The following is a 17235-nucleotide window of genomic DNA, read 5'->3' on the forward strand; positions in this document are numbered from 1 at the left end:
GGCACCGGCCGGTGAGCGGCCGCCGAACGCGAGGTGACGACTCAGGCGTCGGCCGGAGTCTCCGCGGGCGCCTCGGCCGGAGCTTCCGCCGGGGCCTCGGTGCTCGGGGTGGCCTGCGCCAGCAGCTCCTGCTCCCACTCCGGCAGCGGCTCGGCGGCGCTCGCCTCGGGCTTGTCGTCGCCGCCGGAACGGCCGGCCCGGGCCTGCACGCCCTCGGCCACCGCGGAGGCGACGACCTTGGTGAGCAGCGCGGCCGAACGGATCGCGTCGTCGTTACCCGGGATCGGGTAGTCGACCAGGTCGGGATCGCAGTTGGTGTCCAGGATCGCGATGACGGGGATGTTCAGCTTGCGCGCCTCGCCGACGGCGATGTGCTCCTTGTTGGTGTCGACGACCCAGATTGCCGAGGGCACCTTCTGCATATCCCGGATGCCGCCGAGGGTGCGGTCCAGCTTGTTCATCTCACGCGTGAGCATGAGGATTTCCTTCTTGGTGCGCCCCTCGAAACCACCGGTCTGCTCCATCGCCTCGAGTTCCTTGAGACGCTGCAGGCGCTTGTGCACGGTGGAGAAGTTGGTGAGCATGCCGCCGAGCCAGCGCTGGTTCACATAGGGCATCCCGACCCGGGTGGCCTCGGCCGCGATGGATTCCTGCGCCTGCTTCTTGGTGCCGACGAACAGGACGGTGCCGCCGTGGGCGACCGTCTCCTTGACGAATTCGTAGGCCTTGTCGATGTAGGTCAGCGTCTGCTGCAGATCGATGATGTAGATGCCGTTGCGGTCGGTGAAGATGAACCGCTTCATCTTCGGGTTCCAGCGACGGGTCTGGTGCCCGAAATGCGCGCCGCTGTCGAGCAGCTGCTTCATTGTTACGACAGCCATGGCTCTCGTATCTCTCTTTCGTTGCCGGTTGACGCAGCGGGCCGGCGGCCTGCTGCCCTGGCACCACAGAACGCTCGGACCCGATCGGTGATCGGGACCAGCCGAGACGTCCCCTGTTCCGGAATGCGCCGGCCTTCCCCGGTTCCGGCAGGAACTCGGTGGGGCAGCGCGATGAACAAGCACGGTGGTGCGCGAAGTCGGTCGGTGCGAACACAGACCGCTCGCACAGTTTACGGCGTGGGCTGCGCGAACCGGAAATCGCCCGGTCGTATCGTCCGCGGCCGCGCGAGCCGGGTACCGATATGAAACATCTATTGTTCACAGGAAGCGAGTTGTCCACAGGTACCGGAATTGCGGGTTCCGCGCAGCTCACATCCCGAGCAGGCTGAACGTATGACCTGGACGACCACTGCCACCGAGGCCGCCGGAGCGGCCGCGATGGACCCGGACCTTCCGCCCGCGCCGCGGAGCTGGCCCCATATCGCGCGCCGCGACAGACCGGCGACCGCAGCCGACCACCCGACCCGGCCCCTACCGGCATGGCCACGGCGCACTACTGCGCAACCACCCCGGGACATCTACCGCGGCCGCGGTGCCGGGCGATGCACCGGTCGCGCACGCGGCACGGCCACGGTCTCGGTGGACGACTCCGGCGAACGGAGAGATCGCGAGCCCGGACGGACGGCCGGTCGGCACCGGGCGTCGTCCCAAGTCCCCTCCGGAGAGCGCGCGGCGTCCGGGGCGCACACGCCCCCGGGACCGAGTGATCTGACCCGCCGGGCCAGGCGGTACGAGCGAAGGATGGCCCACCGGCCGGCCGAATTCCGGGCGAACGGCCATACCGAGACCGGCTCGGAGCAGCTCGACGATGCGCGAGGGTCGCAGCGGGCCACACCGGTACGCACGACCCGCTTTCCCACGATCCGACCTCGTTCGACGCCGTTTCCCGGGGACGCACCGGTACGGCACACACCGGACCGCCACCTCCGGCGCTCTTCCGGGCGGAACCCGATCCGCCGGCCCGACGCGGACGGCCGTCACCTGTCCATTTCCGGCGCGCCACGGCATCGATCGACACGTCGCGGGCCCCGGGGCCGGCACCGGAGACCGGCCAACCTGATCGGCGCCGCACTCACCATGGTGTTCCTCGCGGTTCCGCTCGGTCCGGGCCCCACAGCCGCGGCGTATTCGGGCGATTCCACCGCGGTCGCGCAACCCGGCTCCGCGGGCGGCCCGACGACCGGTACCGACCTGGCGCGCACCGGCTGGATCACCTCTCGGGCCGGCGAGATTCCTGCGTCCTTGCAGGGAAGCGACTTCTCACCCTCCGCCGAGGTTTCCGGCCCGGACTCGACTGCTCTCGGCGCAGTCGGCACCGGCGCACCGGAATCGCCCGCGGTTTCCTCGACTGCCACGCCCGTCGATGCCCCGCCCGGCCTGTCCGTCGGTGATGAAACCCTGCCCGCCGAACCGGATACCGGGCAGTCGAACGAGGTGGCCCGCCGGTCACCGGCCGGGTCGAGCCGGGCCGGTGGCTGCGGGACCGGCTCGAATTCGGGCTCGGCCACCGGCTCGGGCGCGGTGTGCCGGGTTCTTCCCCTGCTGGAAGGTCTGGTACACGAACTCCTCCGGCTCGCACCACGACCGGTACCGCAGGCATGCCCATGCCCCGACCGCATGCGGTGAGACCGAGCGCTGCCGGACCGAGCGGACCGCGGGGGTCCGCCCGGTCCGGCAGGGCAGGTCTGGGGATGGCGGGGGTGGTTCTCGCGGTCGCCACCCTGTTGTCCTCCGGTTCAGCGGCGGCGGCCCCGGAGGCCGGGTTCGACTGGCCGCTGCGTCCGCGCCCGGTGGTCGGCCGGCCGTTCGAGCCGCCCGACCAGGACTGGCTGCCGGGCCATCGCGGGGTGGACCTGACCGGGGCACCCGGCCAGTCGGTCTACGCGGCCGGGCCGGGGGTCGTGGTCTTCGCCGGGAAGGTGGCGGGCAAACCGGTGGTGGCGATACTCCACGACGGTGGGTTGCGGACCACGTACGAACCGGTGGAGGCCCAGGTCCCGGTGGGCCGGCGGGTCACCCGGGGCACCCGGATCGGTGAACTGGCCACGGGCCACGCCGGGTGTCCGGCGCCGGCCTGCCTGCACTGGGGTCTGCGCCGGGAGGACACCGCACACGCGTCCCGCGAATACCTCGACCCGCTGGGACTGCTGCGGAGGACGCCGATCAGGCTGAAGCCGGTGGAGCACGGCACGCCCTCGGCCGACGGATGAGCGGCCGAGTCGATCGGCGGAAGAACGCGCCGGGCGTGGCGGCTCGGGTGCGTCGACACCGGGGGCGTCCACCGTGTTCCTCAGCCGGCCGGGCCGGGATGCACCACCGTGTAACCGACGATGACAAGCGCGGCGACCGCCATGGCGACGGTGACCGAGCCGATGGTAACCGCCGCGGCACCGGCCGGGCCGAGGCGAAGCCGACGACTGCGCCGGTAGCCCAGGGCGGCGATCGACAGCAGGACGAGACAGGCCATACCCGGCAGGAGCGCGGCCGGATCCCACCCCTCCTCGAGCACGAGACGTAGGAGCAGGAGATCGACCACCAGACACCCCAGACAGGTGCGCCGCCACGACAGCGCCGTCCGCTCCGCGGCCAGCCGGGTCTCGGTCGATTCGGTCACGACACCGTCCTCAGTGCAGCAGTACGGCTACGCAGGCGAGAATCGCCACGAACGCGGTCCCGGCGGCCAGCACCGGCACCAGCACTGTGCCCGGCAGCGGCCGCCCTTCCTCCATCGCGACGCGAACCCGCCGCCAGTGCACATACGCCCCGACCGCAAGGATCAGCGACAGCAGCAGACAGCTGACGGCCAGCGCGGTACGGAAATCGACATTCCACTGTTTCTGCACCACCGCATGCACCGCCACCCCACCGGCCAGCAACCCGAGCGCAGTGCGGATCCAGGCCAGAAAAGTCCGTTCGTTGGCGAGCGTGAACCTGTAATCGACCGGTTCCCCCGCGCGGTCTGTGTCCTCGCGCGCGGAATTCATCGGGCGACCGCGCCGGTCGTGGTCTGCACGCTCACCTCCCGAAATGCCGGTCGGCCGCGGTAGGGCGGCTCCGCTGGACAGCGTAAGCGCCGTACCGCGGCGAATCCAGCCACCGGGTCGTGACGGGCCGCCAGATCGACTCCCGGGCCGGTTCGTGGTCCATTACGAGGCCGGTATGAGGACCGGACCGTTCATCCGCCGAGCGCGCCGATCGAATGCCCCCGGAGTTCGAGGCCGACCGGCCGTCGTCGCCTTGGGGGGCAGTGCGGCGGTACCGCTGAGATCAACGGTGAGGGCCGCGGCGGAGCCAGGTGTCACCGCGGCTTCGAGTCCGGTCCAGATGCTCCCAGCGTCGGGGCACACACGGCGGTATCGTCCCCGAGCGCGAATTCACGCGGGGCAAACGCGAAGGCGGGGTTCGGGAAGTCCGGATCTCCCGACGCAGCGCAGAGCGAGGAAGTCGGTGAATCGCCCAAACCGTTGTAGGAGTCGGCGATACGACGAGCCGGTCGGACAGGCGGCACCCGGCGGCGTTCGACCAATGGAATCTCCGGCCCACCGACGGCTGCCCGAGCGGGGGAATGTGGCCCGATCATGGAATTCCCGACCCACCACAGCAGTTCAGGCACGGGGGTGGGCCTGGTCGTGGGCTTTTCGCAGACGGTCGATGGAGACGTGGGTGTAGAGCTGCGTGGTCGCGAGGCTGGCGTGACCCAGCAGTTCCTGTACCACCCGCAGATCCGCGCCGCCTTCGAGAAGATGGGTGGCCGCCGTATGACGAAGGCCGTGCGGTCCCAGGTCTGCGGTGCCCGGGACGGCGGACACCACCGCGTGCACCACTGTCCGGGCCTGCCGCTGATCGAGGCGTCGGCCCCGTCGGCCCAGGAGCAGCGCGCGGCCGGAATCGGGTGTGGCCAGGACGGGGCGCCCGTAGCGCAGCCATTCACCCACCGCGTGATCGGCGGGGCCGCCGAACGGTGCCGATCGCTCCCGGTTGCCCTTGCCCAGGACACGTACCAGCCGCCGTTCCCGGTCGATATCGTCGATATCGAGTCCGCACAGTTCGCCGACGCGGATTCCGGTGGCGTACAGCAGTTCGACGATGAGCCGATCCCGCAGCGCCATCGGATCGTGCTGTTCGGCACCCGATTCGGCGGCGTTCATCACCCGGCCCGCCTGCTCTTGTCCGAGGACGGCGGGCAGGCTGCGGTGGGCCTTGGGCGCGGCGAGCCGGAGCCCGGGATCCACGGGCAGCCGGCCGGTCCGGGTCAGCCAGGCGGTGAACGCCCGCGCAGCCGATGCCCGCCGAGCCATACTGGTGCGGGCCGCGCCGCGCTCCGCGTGCGCCGCCAGCCACGCCCGCATGGCCGGCAGGTCCAGCTCACGCACCGAGGCGTCGGCGGCATGGTCGACCAGATGCGCCAGCAGCGACCGGATATCGCCGAGGTAGGCGCGCACCGTATGTGCCGACCGGTTGCGACCGAGCCGCAGATGCCGCCCGTATTCGGTCAGCAGGGCTTCCAGATCCTCGGGCAACTCACGCACCGTCCCACCGTCGTCCGCCCGCCCCCGAACCGCAAGCCCACGCGCCGATATCCGTTGGTAGCTCGTACACTCCCGCGACTCGCAACGGGCGAAGCCACGCCGCGCGACGGCGGCCGCGAGCACCACACTGCACCGCGCCGACTGCGCGTGTACTCATACCCGCCGCGCTGATCACATGCGCACACCGCCCTGACCGCATTCGCACACCACCCCGGCCGTCTCGCTCTGGTCGGCCACCACGACTGCGGTGGTGGCGCACATGCGGATCCGTTACCGGGTCGACTTCGCCGGCAGCGACCGACTCCGATCGCGCATCGACCGCATCGAACCGACGCCGGCGTTCGGCTCAACAGCCCATCCCGGGGGTGCCTCCGCAGCGGACCACCGCGCTCCTGCACCTCTCGAGACAGGGCGACCGCGCCGATGAGGTTTGCTGCACCGAGAACTACCGGATGGATGACGGGCCCCGCCTCGGTGCGCCGAACTCGTCGCGAGCGGATCATCGGGCCGCATTTCGAGGAGGTACCCGATATGACGCCTGGGAAGGTTCGCATCCCGGCGAGGCCGTCACCCAGCGACAGGACGTTGGGGAGGCGGGGCGGGCCCGGACCACAGCGGCGGACCTACATCCCCGCGTACCGCGCTCGGAAGACCGGCTCTACCGAGGAGTTCACCCACCTCGACCCGCTGCCCGGTCCAGTCGGTACCAGCCCACCTCGCCGCGCGAGGCCGCACCCGCCAGATCGAGCGCGACGAGTGCCGCGCGGACCTCGGCCGCCGCGATCCCGGTCGCTGCTGCGATATCGTGCGGCCACCGGCCGCCGGTAGCGGGTAGGGCGGCCAGCACCTGGGACTCGGTAGCGCTGAGACGATCGGCACCGGCCGAACCGGTGGTCAGCGGTAGGTGCAGGGGCGCGATATCGGCGAGTACCTCCTCCGGACCGGTGACGAGGGTCGCTTCCCCGTCTCGGATCATCCGGTGGCAGCCCGCGGAGGCCGCCGAATCCACCGATCCCGGTACCGCGAGCGCGGGACGACCGATCCGGCGGGCCCATTTCACCGTGTTCCGCGCGCCACTGCGCAATCCGGCCTCGACCACCAGCACACCGTCGGACAGGGCGGCGATCAGCCGATTCCGGGCCAGGAAGTGATGTTTGCGCGCGACCGTACCCGGCGGGTATTCACTGACCACCAGGCCGGTATCGGCGATCCGGGCGATGAGGCGGTCGTGCTGGGCCGGGTAGGGCCGGTCGGCGCCGCAGGCCAGCACGGCGATGGTGGCGCCGCCGACCGCGAGCGCGGCCCGGTGCGCCGTACCGTCGACACCGAAGGCGGCGCCGGATACGACCGTCCATCCGCGGGCGGCCAGTTCTCCGGCGATCTCACCGGTCACCCGGTCGCCGTATCCTGTGCTACAGCGGGCGCCCACCACCGCCACCGCCCGCTCGGTGAGTTCGCCCAGATCCCGGCCGCCCCGGACCCAGAACACCAACGGCACCGCACCGTCCGGGTCGCGGCCCGGGGTGAGCTGAGCCAGGCCCAGCATCCGCCAGGCCGGCCATTCGGGATCGTCGGGGGTGACGAGCCGCCCGCCGGTGTCGCGGATGACCTCCAGATCCCGCGCGGCCGTGTCCAGTTCCCGCCGCCGCTCGGTCGCGGCGCGCAGCACCGGCGGGAGCGCGCGTTCCCGGACCGCCCGCGCCGCTTCGCGTACCCCGACCGAGTCGATCAGGGCCGTGAGCGCCGGGCACGGCCCGAGAACCACTCGGGACAGATATGCCCAGGCCAGCTGCCGCTCTTCCTGCTCGCCGGCGGTCCCCCGCCGGGCCGGCGAGCCGATTCCGGCCGCGTTCACTGTGGACTCCGCTGCCGGAAGTCGAGAGCCTGCATCACATCGTGCGCGGTGGGCCTATCGCCGCCGCGCAGATCGCAGACGGTCCACGCGACCCGCAGCGCCCGGTCGGCGCCCCGCGCCGAGATCCGGCCCAGTCGCAGCGCCGCCTCGACCGGAGCCGTCGTCTCCGCGGGCAGGGGAAACCGGCGGCGCAGGGCGTACCCGGGGACCTCGGCGTTGGTACGCCATCCCTCGTCGCGCCACCGGGCGACGGCGGCGGCGCGGGCGGCGATCACCCGGCCGCGCACAGTCGCGCTGTCCTCCGATTCCGCCGCCGCCAGACCGGCACCCGATATCGGATGCATCTGCAACCAGATATCGATGCGGTCCATCAGGGGGCCGGATAGTTTGCCGAGGTACCGGCGCCGTGCGAGCGGCGCACAGATGCAGTCCACATCGCGGGCCGGGGCGCAGGGACAGGGGTTGGCGGCGAGCACAAGCTGGAATCGCGCCGGATAGCGGGCCACCCCGTCGCGCCGCGCGATCCGTACCTCGCCCTCCTCCAGCGGTGTCCGCATCGCCTCGAGCACCTTGGCACCGATCTCGGCGCATTCGTCCAGGAACAGCACCCCGCGGTGTGCGCGGCTCACCGCGCCGGGCCGCGCCGACCCCGAACCACCGCCCACCATGGCGCTCACCGACGTCGAATGGTGCGGGGCGACGAACGGCGGGCTGGTGATCAGCGGTTGTTCGTCGGAGAGCGTACCGGCGACCGAATGGACGGCGGTGACCTCGAGCGCCTCGTCCTCCGACAGCGGCGGCAGCACTCCGGGCAGACGCTGGGCCAGCATTGTCTTCCCGATCCCGGGGGCGCCCGTGAGCAGCAGATGGTGCCCACCGGCCGCGGCGACCTCCAGCGCCCAGCGCGCTTCGTGCTGCCCGGCGACATCCCGCAGGTCTCCGCCCGGGACGCTCGGTGGTGGTGGGTGCACTCCCGGTGACTCCTCCAGGCCGCCGTCGCCCCGTAACCAGTCGACGGCGGCGCGCAGTGTCGGTGCGCCCAGCACGCGGATTCCGGCGACGAGGCCCGCTTCCGGAAGGGCTGCCTCGGGGACCACCACCGTCTTGCGACCGGCCCGGCGCGCCGCGAGCACGGCGGGCAGGATGCCCCGGACCCGGCGCAACCGCCCGTCGAGGGCCAGTTCGCCCAGCAGCACGGTGCCCGTGAGCCGCTCGGCGGGCACGATATCGGCCGCGTGCAGTACCGCGACGGCCAGCGCGAGATCGTAGACGGAACCCACCTTCGGCAGCGTCGCCGGCGACAGGGCCAGAATCACCCGGCCGTCCGGCCATTTCTCGCCGGTATTGGTGACGGCCGCCCGGACCCGGTCCCGGGATTCCTGGAGCGATGTGTCGGGCAGACCCACCAGATGCACCGACGGCAGCCCCTGGCCGATATCGGCCTCGATCTCGACGACCTGGCCGTCGATCCCACGCACCGCGATAGAGCAGGCCCGGCCCAGCGGCATCAGAACACCGCCCGCAGGTGCTCGATCACGGGCTCGGCGGTCCGCCGGAGCAGGATGGAGACGACATCGAAACGGATCCGCTGCCAGGGGCCGTCCTGTTCGGTGAGCCAGAGCAGCGCCAAGCGCCGGATCCGCTGCCGTTTGTCGTAGGTGACGGCCTCGGCCGGTGTCCCGTATCCGAGCCCCGATCTGGTCTTCACCTCGACGAAGGCGGTCACTCCCGCGTCGCGGACCACCAGGTCCAGTTCGCCGTACCGGCACCGCCAGTTACGGCAGACGATCTCCATACCGGCGGCCTGCAGATATCTGGCCGCCAGTTCCTCCCCTTGAGCGCCGAGCGCCGTGTTGTGTCCCACAGCCCCAGCATCTGCCACCGGCGCACCGGGCCCACAGCGCCGACCTGCGGAAACAAGCGGTCTGTGGACAACCCGCGGCCTGTGGACAAGTTCCTCCGGAGCGCGCCCCAGCGGCACTCACCGGCCGCGGCGGCTCATTCGGGCAGCCGCAGGTCCGGCTTCTCCAGCTCTTCGATGTTCACGTCCTTGAACGTGATCACCCGGACGTGTTTGACGAAGCGCGCGGGCCGGTACATATCCCAGACCCACGCGTCGCTCATCCGTACTTCGAAGTACACCTCGCCGTCGGCGTTCTGCGGTCGTAGCTCCACCGAGTTGGCCAGATAGAAGCGGCGTTCGGTTTCCACCACGTACGAGAACTGGCCGACGATGTCCTTGTACTCCCGGTAGAGCGAGAGCTCCATCTCGGTTTCGTATTTCTCGAGGTCCTCGGCACTCATCTGGTGGAACGTCCTCCTTCTCGCCGCCTTGCGTCTGCTCACATCATCGCTCATCACGCCCGGGCATGTCACCGTGGGCCGGGCCGCACACCGTCGCGGCGCCGCGCTGCGGGCCGGGTGCGGCCGCGCGGCCCCCGGTCAGGCGGCGCCGCCGGCCTCCGCAGCCGCGAGCGCCAGTGATTCGGCCGCCGCGGGTATCGGCGCGCCGCATTCGCGCACCGTGCGCCACGACCGCCGATGTTCCGGACAGGGACCGAGCCGGCGCAGCGCTTCGAGATGCTGCGTGGTGTTGTACCCCTTGTGCTCGGCGAAACCGTAGCCCGGCCGGTGCCGGTCGAGCTCGACCATCATCCGGTCCCGGGTGACCTTGGCCAGCACGCTCGCCGCCGCGATACAGGCGGCGCTGGCATCACCGCCGATCACCGGCAGCGACGGCACCGCCAGCCCCGGCACCCGGAACCCGTCGGTGAGCACATAGCCCGGTGAGCAGTCCAGCCCGGCCACCGCCCGGCGCATGCCCTCGATATTGGCGACGTGGATTCCGATGGCATCGATCTCCGCGGCGGGGATCACGACCACCTTCCAGGCCAGCGCGAGCTTCTTGATCACCGGGAACAGCGCTTCACGGGCCGCCTCGGTCAGCTTCTTGGAGTCGTTCAGCCCGGCGAGCGCCGCGGACGCCTTCGGCGCGAGTACGCACGCGGCGACCACCAGTGGCCCGGCGCTCGGACCGCGACCCGCCTCGTCGACGCCCGCGACCGGCCCCAGACCGCTGCGTATCAGCGCCGAATCGAGCGTCCGCAGACCCGCGGCCTTGCGTATCACCACGCGCGGCGGCCAGCTGCTGTCTCGTCCCGCACCGGCGGCACGGCTGCTACGTGTCACTGGCCACCTCGCGGCAGGATGATCGGAACCACGGCCCGATTATCGCGCACGGGATCGGGCACGGCACCGGTAGGTCCGGTCCCGACCGGGTCGAACGACTTGTCCGGCAAGACGATCGGCGCGGCGCCGACTCGTCTATTGCGGATTCTGCGATGTCACCGGACCGATCCGGCCGGGCGGCCAGATCTTGAATACGGCCTTGCCGCGGACGTTCTCGATGGGCACCGTGCCCTGCAGGTCGTCGCCGACATGGGCGCGGGAATCACGCGACTCGTTGCGGTTGTCGCCCATCACCCACAGGTGGCCCGGCGGTACCAGTACCGGCCCGAAGACCCGGCCCACCGGATAGGCGGCGTTCTGCTGGCCCGCCACCCACGGGTAGTCGTCGGCGACGTAGGGCTCGTCCAGCGGTTTCCCGTCCACCATGATCCGGCCCTGCTCATCGCAGCACTCCACGGTCTGGCCGCCGACCGCGATCACGCGTTTCACCAGGTCGTTCTCATCGGGCGGGACCAGGCCGAAGAAGGCGAAGAAGTTCTGGATACCGCGCACGGCGGGATTGTCGGAGCGGATCGAGACGTAGTGATCGTTCCAGGACGGCGGGCCGACGAATACGACCACGTCCCCGGGCTTCGGATCGCTCCAGTAGTAGCTCACCTTCTGCACGTAGATCCGGTCGCCGGTGCAGCCGGCGCAACCGTGCAGGGTGGGTTCCATGGACTGGGAGGGAATGACATAGGGGCGGCCGACGAAGGTGACCATGAGGGCGGCGATGATCGCGGCGATGACCAGCAGGATGGGGAGTTCCTGCCAGAACGGCCGCTGCCGCTTCGCTTTGACCTGCTTTCGCGCACGACGCCTTCTCGGCGGTTCGTTCCTGGAATCGGATCCCGAAACCGACCAACTCTCATCTGCCACGCGAACAGCGTAGCCCGGTGCCACAACGGATTCGTGGCACCGGGCTACATATGCCGTTCGCCGAGGTCACCGTGGTGCGGCGCGGCGCACGGGTGTCGGCGGTCAGCGACGGGTCAGCGCTTTTCCTTGATCTTGGCGGCCTTACCGCGCAGCTCCCGCAGGTAGTACAGCTTGGCCCGGCGGACATCACCGCGGGTCACCACATCGATGTGATCGATGGTGGGGCTGTGCACCGGGAAGGTGCGCTCCACACCGACACCGAACGACACCTTGCGCACGGTGAAGGTCTCGCGGATACCGCCGCCCTGGCGCCGGATGACGACGCCCTTGAAGACCTGGATACGTTCCTTGGAGCCCTCGATGACCTTCACGTGCACATTGAGGGTGTCGCCCGGACGGAAGTCGGGGACGTCGCTGCGCAGCGAGCTCTCGTCGACGAAATCAAGGGTGTTCATGATCATCCTTCTGATGGTCGCGCGAACAGAGGAACCTGGCGGCGCGAATGCTCGACCGGTTCGTGCTCCGAATGTGGGATGCGCCCGGGTCATGCCCAGGGCAACCTGTGCATTGTGCCAGATCAGCGGTCGCTTTCGGAAACCGGCCCGGCCGGGGCCTCCACTTCGTCGGCGTCGCCGCGCCGATCCGGCGGCCACAGGTGCAGATCCTGCAGCAGCGGATGCTGCCGCGGCGGTGGGGGCGGCGCCGGTACCACTGTACGCGTCAGTTCCACCTCGGCCGCCGACCGCGCATGATCGACATCCGGACTGCCGGCGATCAGGTCCTGGACGAAGATCTTGGCCCGGATCACCGGGCGCCGGTACCGGCGTTCCCGCACGATGGCGCGGTACATGAGCCGCCGTCGGCTGCCGTAGCGCCACCGCGCCCACGGGGCTCCCGGCCGGCTCAGCCGCAGCGCACCCACGACCAGTAGCGGCAGGAAGAACATACCGAACAGCCCGGTCCAGATCTTGCCCTTGGCGATGACCACGGCAGCCAGCGCCAGGTTCACCACCGCGAATCCGGCGACCAGCAGCCGCGTGCCGACGCCGGGCTGGTGCCGCACACCGTTGATCTCCAGCAACCACAGCGGATGGAAACCCAGCAGCAGCAGGCCGGTGACCGCGAGGGCGACGAACACCGCGTCCACCGAGGTCCGTCCCTGCTCCTCCCAGTACACATCCCGCAGGTAGTACAGCAGCGCGAATTCGTCCAGTACGAGCGCGGCCCCGACACCGAAGGTGGCGGCCAGCACCGACGCCGTGCCGGTGCTGTTCCCCGCGGCCCCGGCGATCATCCCGATACCGGAGATCAGCACCAGCACCACGCCGAACACCATGTGGTGGATATGCACACCGCCGGACTTCAGGTTGCCGGGCCACCAGCGCACCCGGGCCCGGATGAGTCGGACGCTGAGCCGGATCATCAGGAAGCCGGTGATGAAGCCGACCAGAAAGCAGAGCAGCGGGAGCCGGCCCGCGGCGATCACGTCCTCGGACAGCCACTGCCGCATACCGGCCCCCGATTCAGCTCGTGGTCACTTCCCGAAACCCGCCCGGCGCAACGCCTCGGCCATGGCACCGTTCACAGGAGCATTATCGCGCCGGCCGTCCCGGCCCTGCCCGCGATTGCGTCCCTGACCGCCACCGTTACCGCCGCCGCGGCCACCGGTGCTCTGACCGTTGCCCTGCGCACCGCGGTTCTTCTCGTTACGGCCCTGGCCACGGGCGCCGCCCTCGCGGCCACCGGTCCGGCCGCCGCCGTCCCGGCCGCCCTGGCCGCGGCCACGGTCGCCGGGACCTTGACCGCGTTCGGGCTTACCCGCCCCGGGTTCGTCGTCGAGCCGCAGCGACAACCCGATACGCTGGCGCGCGACATCGACCTCGAGCACCTTCACCTTGACCACATCGCCGGATTTGACCACCTCACGCGGGTCGCGCACGAAATTGCGCGACATCGCCGAGACATGGACCAGACCGTCCTGGTGCACACCGATGTCGACGAAGGCACCGAACGCGGCGACATTGGTGACGACGCCCTCCAGCACCATGCCCGGCTCCAGATCGGCGACCTTCTCGATTCCCGCCGCGAATTCCGCGGTCTTGAACTCCGGGCGCGGATCGCGGCCGGGCTTCTCGAGTTCGCTGATGATGTCGGTCACCGTGGGGACACCGAATTTCTCATCGGTGAAATCCGCCGGGCGCAGCGTGCGCAGGACCGCGCCGTTGCCGATGACCTCGGCGATTCCGGTACCGGTGGAATCGAGGATCCGGCGCACCACCGGATAGGCCTCCGGGTGCACGGCCGAGGTGTCGAGCGGATCGTCCCCGCCGCGGATCCGCAGGAAGCCGGCGCACTGTTCGAACGCCTTGGGGCCCAGCCGCGGGACGTCGAGCAGGGCGGTGCGGCTGCGGAAGGGACCGTGCTGATCGCGGTGCGCCACAATGCTCTCGGCCACCGAGCCGGTGACACCGGAGACCCGCGAGAGCAGCGGCACCGAGGCGGTGTTCACATCGACGCCGACCGCGTTCACCGCGTCCTCCACCACCGCGCCCAGCGACCGGGCCAGCAGGGTTTCCGAGACATCGTGCTGGTACTGGCCGACACCGATCGATTTCGGCTCGATCTTGACCAGTTCGGCCAGCGGGTCCTGCAACCGGCGCGCGATGGAGACCGCGCCGCGCAGCGAGACGTCCATATCGGGCAGTTCCTGGGTGGCGTAGGCCGATGCGGAGTACACCGATGCCCCGGCCTCGGAGACCACGATCTTGGTCGGTTTGTTCTCCGGGATCCGTTCGATGAGTTGCGCGGCCAGCGCGTCGGTTTCCCGGGAGGCCGTCCCGTTGCCGATGGCGATGAGCTCGACACCGAACCGCGCCACCAGGGCGCCGAGCACGGCCAGCGATTTCTCGGTCTGGTTCTGCGGTTTGTGCGGGTACACGACCTCGGTCGCGAGGACCTTGCCGGTGCCGTCGACCACGGCGACCTTGACTCCGGTGCGATAGCCCGGATCCAGGCCCATGGTGGTGCGGGTGCCGGCCGGCGCGGCCAGCAGCAGATCGCGCAGGTTGGCGGCGAAGACATCCACCGCATCGCGTTCGGCCGCCTGCCGCAACCGCATCCGGGTGTCGATACCCAGGCTCACCTGGAGTTTGGTCCGCCAGGCCCAGCGCACGGTGTCGAGCAGCCAGCCGTCGGCGGCGCGCCCGGCGTCGGCGATCGAGAACCGCTGGGCGATCCGCGCCTCGTAGGTGCTGCGCTCGCCGGGGGCGAGCTCGGAATCGGCGGGTTCGGGGTCGAGGTGCAGGCTGAGCACCTCTTCCTTCTCGCCGCGCAGCAGCGCCAGGATGCGATGGGAGGGCAGGCTGGCGAATTCCTCGCCGAATTCGAAGTAGTCGGCGAATTTCGCCCCGGCCTCTTCCTTACCGGGACGTACCGTGGCGGTGAGCCGGCCCCGGTTCCACATGAGTTCGCGGAGTTCGCCCACCAGATCGGCGTCTTCGGCGAACCGCTCGACGAGGATGGCGCGCGCGCCCTCGAGCTGTTCGGCGGAGTACCCGGCCGGGTCGGTGTCCGGGTTCTCGAGCAGCGCGTCGGCCACGGGTTCGTGCCCGGCCTCGCGTGCTATCTGAGCCTTGGTGCGGCGCTTGGGCTTATAGGGAAGGTAGATGTCCTCGAGCCGGGCCTTGGTGTCGGCCAGCAGCAGCTGCCGGTGCAGCGCCTCGTCGAGTTTGCCCTGGCCGCGAATGGATTCGATGATCGTGGCCCGGCGCTCGTCGAGTTCGCGCAGATAGTGCAGGCGTTCCTCGAGGGTACGCAGCTGGGCGTCGTCCAGCCCGCCGGTGACCTCCTTGCGGTACCGGGCGATGAACGGCACCGTCGACCCGGCGTCCAGTAGCTCGACGGCAGCCCGGACCTGGTTCTCCCGCACCGAGAGCTCGTCGGCGATGCGCCGGCTGACGGAGCCGGACACCACCGGGCCGGTACCGGGGTCTGCAGGCGAGTCGGTGGGGATGGTCTCGGGGTCCGAGGTCTGCGGCACTGTCGTCACCACCCGCACACTACATTCGCCCGGCGACAGCCGGACCGCGCCCGGCCCCGGCTGCCCCGGGACCGGGTACAGCGGGCCCGGTCATCCGGCGGCGCGCCCCTGCTGCCGCAACAGGAACCGCTGCACCTTCCCACTGGGGGTCTTGGGCAGCGTGGCGACGAAATGCACCCGGCGGGGGTAGGCGTGCGCGGCGAACTTCTGCTTCACCAGTGCCTGCAGCTGCGCTTCCAGTTCCGGGGAACCGGCGGTGTCACCGCGCAGCACCACGAACGCCTCGAGCACTTCGCCGCGCAACTCGTCGGGGAGACCGACGACCGCGGCCTCGGCGACCTGGTCGTGCAGCACCAGCACGCTCTCGACATCGAACGGGCCGATCCGGTACCCGGACATGATGATCACATCGTCGTCGCGGGCGGAGAAGTGGAAGTATCCGTCGGCATCACGAGAACCGGCGTCGCCGGTGAGATACCAGCGGCCGTCGGCGGTGAAGCGCTGCGCGGTCTGTTCGGGCGCGTCCAGGTAGCCGAGGAACCACAGCAGCGCACTGCTTTCGGCGTCGATGGCGATCCGGCCCAGCTCGCCCGCCGGAGCCTCGGTATCCGCGTCGTCGGCCAGAACGGCGCAGGCCCAGCCCGGTAGCGGGCGGCCCATGGAACCCGCGGGCGCGGCCGTATCCAGATCGTCGTGCCAGGCGTTGCAGATGACCATGCCGTGCTCGGTCTGGCCGTAGTGGTCGCGGACCGCCACCCCGAGATGTTCCGCCGACCAGGCCACCACCTCCGGTGTCAACGGTTCACCCGCGGAGGAGGCCCGGCGCAGCCGGACCGGGTTGCCCGGCTCGCCGGCGCGCAGGGCCCGGTAGACGGTGGGCGCGGCCGCGAAATTGGTGACCCCGAAGCGTTCCAGCACCTGCCAGGTCAGCGCCGGGGAGAAGCCGGCGTGCAGCAGCAGGCTGCGGGTTCCGGACGCCAGCGGACCGAGGATCGCGTAGTAGAGCCCGTAGGCCCAGCCCGGGTCGGCGGCGTTCCAGAAGACGTCGTCGGGGCGGACGTCCAGCGCGAACTCCTGATAGGCGTGGAACGACGCCAGCGCGCGCACCGGAATCGGCACGCCCTTCGGGGTACCGGTGGTACCGCTGGTGAACAGCTGGACGAGCAGTCCGTCCCCACCCACCACCGCCGGTGGTTCGGTTCCGGCCCCGGCGGTCGGCAACTCGTCCATCCGCAGGGCGCCCGGGACGTCGGTATCGCCGGTGACGACGGTGCGCCAGGGCGGATCCGCCGGCATATCGCCGCCCGGCGCCAGTTTGCCGACCTGGTCCGGATCGGCAATCACCACCGAAGCGCCGGAGGCCTGGAGCCGGAACGCGATGGCGGGCGGGGCGAACGCGGTGAACAGCGGGACGTGTACCGCTCCGCGACGCCAGATGCCGAGCAGCACCACCACCAGATCGACCGATTTCGCCATCAGCGTCGCGACCTGGTCGCCGGGGCCCACACCGAGCCAGGTCAGGGCCGCGGCGAAACGTTCGGACCGGGCGCGCAGTTCACCGTAGGTGAGATCGATCGCCGACAGATCGCTGTCGATCACCGTGAACGCGACGGCGTCGGCCGGATGCCGGTCGCACAGCAACTCCGCCGCGCAGGCGTCGAGCCCGTCGTAGGCGTCCAGCAATTCGCGTACCCGCGCGTTCGGATCGGCACCCATCTCACATCTCCTCGGTCGTCCGGCCGGTGTGTTGCCATAGGATGTAGG

The 17235-nt window shown here is 70.4% G+C and carries 15 protein-coding genes; 1 reads left to right on the forward strand and 14 read right to left on the reverse strand.

The window, feature by feature from the left end:
• Positions 1-41 precede the first annotated feature (41 nt).
• Positions 42-881 carry a 30S ribosomal protein S2 gene (gene rpsB / locus NF4_RS08535; RefSeq protein ID WP_063059661.1) on the reverse strand — a complete coding sequence of 280 codons (840 nt, stop codon included), beginning with the start codon at positions 879-881 and terminating at the stop codon, positions 42-44.
• 1751 nt (positions 882-2632) lie between these two features.
• On the opposite strand from rpsB, the gene NF4_RS08545 reads away from it, so the two are divergent.
• On the forward strand, positions 2633-3151 hold the full coding sequence (locus NF4_RS08545; protein ID WP_063126682.1) for a M23 family metallopeptidase: 519 nt from the start codon (positions 2633-2635) through the stop codon (positions 3149-3151).
• An 80-nt stretch (positions 3152-3231) separates the two neighbouring features.
• Here NF4_RS08545 and NF4_RS08550 read toward each other — a convergent pair whose 3' ends face one another.
• From NF4_RS08550 to NF4_RS08610, 13 genes are all read right to left on the reverse strand, one after another.
• Positions 3232-3555, reverse strand: coding sequence for a DUF202 domain-containing protein (locus NF4_RS08550; RefSeq protein ID WP_063126683.1), 324 nt, complete (start codon positions 3553-3555; stop codon positions 3232-3234).
• Positions 3556-3565: 10 nt separating this feature from the next.
• Positions 3566-3925 carry a YidH family protein gene (locus tag NF4_RS08555; RefSeq protein ID WP_063126684.1) on the reverse strand — a complete coding sequence of 120 codons (360 nt, stop codon included), beginning with the start codon at positions 3923-3925 and terminating at the stop codon, positions 3566-3568.
• A gap of 621 nt (positions 3926-4546) precedes the next feature.
• Positions 4547-5470, reverse strand: coding sequence for a tyrosine recombinase XerC (locus NF4_RS08560; protein WP_063126685.1), 924 nt, complete (start codon positions 5468-5470; stop codon positions 4547-4549).
• A 670-nt stretch (positions 5471-6140) separates the two neighbouring features.
• Positions 6141-7325: a DNA-processing protein DprA gene (gene dprA / locus NF4_RS08565; protein ID WP_232330358.1), complete on the reverse strand. Its 1185-nt coding sequence runs from the start codon at positions 7323-7325 to the stop codon at positions 6141-6143.
• On the reverse strand, positions 7322-8833 hold the full coding sequence (locus NF4_RS08570; RefSeq protein WP_063126686.1) for a YifB family Mg chelatase-like AAA ATPase: 1512 nt from the start codon (positions 8831-8833) through the stop codon (positions 7322-7324). The genes dprA and NF4_RS08570 overlap by 4 nt, the downstream gene beginning before the upstream one ends.
• Entirely contained in the window at positions 8833-9189 is a 357-nt protein-coding gene (locus NF4_RS08575; protein WP_063126687.1) for a YraN family protein, read from the reverse strand. The genes NF4_RS08570 and NF4_RS08575 overlap by 1 nt, the downstream gene beginning before the upstream one ends.
• Before the next feature lie 134 nt (positions 9190-9323).
• The gene (locus tag NF4_RS08580; RefSeq protein ID WP_011210678.1) at positions 9324-9629 is read right to left on the reverse strand and encodes a DUF2469 domain-containing protein; all 306 of its coding nucleotides are present in this window, start codon (positions 9627-9629) and stop codon (positions 9324-9326) included.
• A gap of 138 nt (positions 9630-9767) precedes the next feature.
• A complete protein-coding gene (locus NF4_RS08585; RefSeq protein ID WP_084532956.1) occupies positions 9768-10514 on the reverse strand; it encodes a ribonuclease HII in 747 nt (248 codons plus the stop codon).
• A gap of 135 nt (positions 10515-10649) precedes the next feature.
• Positions 10650-11432, reverse strand: coding sequence for a signal peptidase I (gene lepB, locus NF4_RS08590; RefSeq protein WP_063059653.1), 783 nt, complete (start codon positions 11430-11432; stop codon positions 10650-10652).
• Between the two features lie 113 nt (positions 11433-11545).
• The gene (rplS, locus tag NF4_RS08595) at positions 11546-11887 is read right to left on the reverse strand and encodes a 50S ribosomal protein L19 (RefSeq protein ID WP_030521783.1); all 342 of its coding nucleotides are present in this window, start codon (positions 11885-11887) and stop codon (positions 11546-11548) included.
• A gap of 122 nt (positions 11888-12009) precedes the next feature.
• Entirely contained in the window at positions 12010-12942 is a 933-nt protein-coding gene (locus NF4_RS08600) for a TrkH family potassium uptake protein (protein WP_063126688.1), read from the reverse strand.
• Between the two features lie 24 nt (positions 12943-12966).
• Positions 12967-15405, reverse strand: a complete 2439-nt coding sequence (locus NF4_RS08605; protein ID WP_063126887.1) for a Tex family protein — start codon at positions 15403-15405, stop codon at positions 12967-12969.
• Positions 15406-15561: 156 nt separating this feature from the next.
• Positions 15562-17187: an AMP-binding protein gene (locus tag NF4_RS08610; RefSeq protein ID WP_063126689.1), complete on the reverse strand. Its 1626-nt coding sequence runs from the start codon at positions 17185-17187 to the stop codon at positions 15562-15564.
• Positions 17188-17235: the final 48 nt, after the last annotated feature.

The sequence above is a fragment of the Nocardia fusca NBRC 14340 genome, from assembly GCF_001618425.1.
GTDB lineage: Bacteria > Actinomycetota > Actinomycetes > Mycobacteriales > Mycobacteriaceae > Nocardia > Nocardia fusca.